Raw genomic sequence first — 1,765 nt, forward strand, 5'->3', positions numbered from 1 at the left:
ATTGAACAAACGGGGCAGTTTAGTGGAAAATAATAAGAGAATTTGGAGGGGGATAGAGTCAGAATGAAAATAAAAATATTATTTTTTCTTTTAGTGTTCGGCATTGGATTTTCATTTTACTATTTTAATGAATATAAAATTGAAAATGATAAAGAAGCTATCCAATCAAGTTTAAAAGTTTGGCTAAATAGAGGGTATAGTATGGAAGTTTATGAACCTAAAATACTAAATGTGGTACAACTTGATGATTCAAAATCATATGTATCATTATTTCAATTCCATGAAGGGTATGGATACGCTCACCTTGTTGAAGGAATAAATGGTAAGTTGAAAATAGTTACGAGTAGTCATGGCGGGAGTTTAATTAATAATCGGTTAATAGAAACAAGTGAAGGTAAGTACATAGTCTTGTATGGGAAAAACCCTAATTTGAAAATCAATACTATTTTAATCAATTCAAAAAATAAGATACATGACCTTAAATTGAACATGCCTGATGACGAATCATTACTTATATACGAAAAAGTGCCTGACCATTTTGAGAACCCTCTTCCTGATGAATTTATACTATTAGATGGAAACGATAATGAAATTGAATTAGTCCATTACTTCAACTAATGGGTGCAAGAGTTAAAGATCAGAGCTGTCACAAGGGTAGCTTTTTCTTGCTGTACTGGCTAACGGGCAGTTTAGTTTAAGTACAATTTTTCACAAAGTTATATAAAAAGGCTAGAAATATATATCTAGCCTTTTTCGGTTACTTATCGTTCGCACTGATTCGTTATTTAATCTAAAGTGATCTCATTAGATGAAGACACCGTTTTGTCCTTGTTAATCAGGACTTTATTCATATTTTCTTAACGTTGGAAATTGCTTAATCCTAACGCTACCTTCTATATAAACATACCCATACTAAAAGAGTAATAAGTTATTTGGAGCAATATGATTTTTTCTACTGTCAATTAAAGCAATACAGTGAGCCAATCTCTCTACCCCTAGTTTAATTTGTCTTTCGTTCACTTGAGAGATGCTTAATCGAAGGAGATTATCCTTCTTATATTCTGGTAAAAACATTCTAGAGGCATCATCAACATATATATGCTCCTCGCTCAGCCTATGGACTACTTGTTTTGCTGTCACATTTTCGGGCAAATTGATGGATATATAGAAACCTGATGTCGGTTTGGAAAAATGAGTATTAGCCGGTAGCAATAACTCACATGCTTCTTGAAGGATTTGCATTTTAGTACGGTATAGTTCTTTTATTCTTTTGAGATGGCCATTAAACATTCCACTTTTCAAATAGATTTCTAGCGCACCTTGAGAAAGTGCTGAACTATTAAAATCCGAACTAAATTTATATCGTAAAAAATTGTTAATCATTAATGTAGGAAGTACGACCGTAGCAATCCTTAACCCTGGAAGAAAAACTTTCGAAAAGCTTTTTATATAAATCACTCTTCCAGACGGATCAAAAGAAAATAAAGGATCTGATTTTGCATTTGGATCAAGGTCCCCTAAAAAGTCATCCTCCACTATATATACATCATATTTTTCTGCTAGCTCTACAATTTTTTTCTTTTCACTATTCGTGTAACAATGTCCAAGTGGATTGTGAAATCTCGGGATAATATAGAAGAATTTTATATCATTATTTCGAAAAATGTATTCAAGACGATCAAAATCAATCCCTTCCATCGATAACTCAATTCCAAAAGTAGTAGTTTGGTGTAGGTTGATGGACTCAATGAAACCGAAATAAGTA

At 32.4% G+C, this 1,765-nt stretch carries 2 protein-coding genes; one reads left to right on the plus strand and one right to left on the minus strand.

Annotation, left to right across the window (positions count from 1 at the left end; genetic code table 11):
* Nucleotides 1-63: 63 nt before the first annotated feature.
* Nucleotides 64-618, plus strand: a complete 555-nt coding sequence (locus V7147_RS23060; protein WP_335370141.1) for a hypothetical protein — start codon at nucleotides 64-66, stop codon at nucleotides 616-618.
* Between the two features lie 294 nt (nucleotides 619-912).
* Here V7147_RS23060 and V7147_RS23065 read toward each other — a convergent pair.
* A partial coding sequence (locus V7147_RS23065; RefSeq protein ID WP_335370142.1) for a PLP-dependent aminotransferase family protein occupies nucleotides 913-1,765 on the minus strand: 853 nt, incomplete at its 5' end.

This window comes from Bacillus sp. JJ1521, from assembly GCF_036965165.1.
Taxonomy (GTDB): Bacteria; Bacillota; Bacilli; order Bacillales; family Bacillaceae_L; genus Ferdinandcohnia.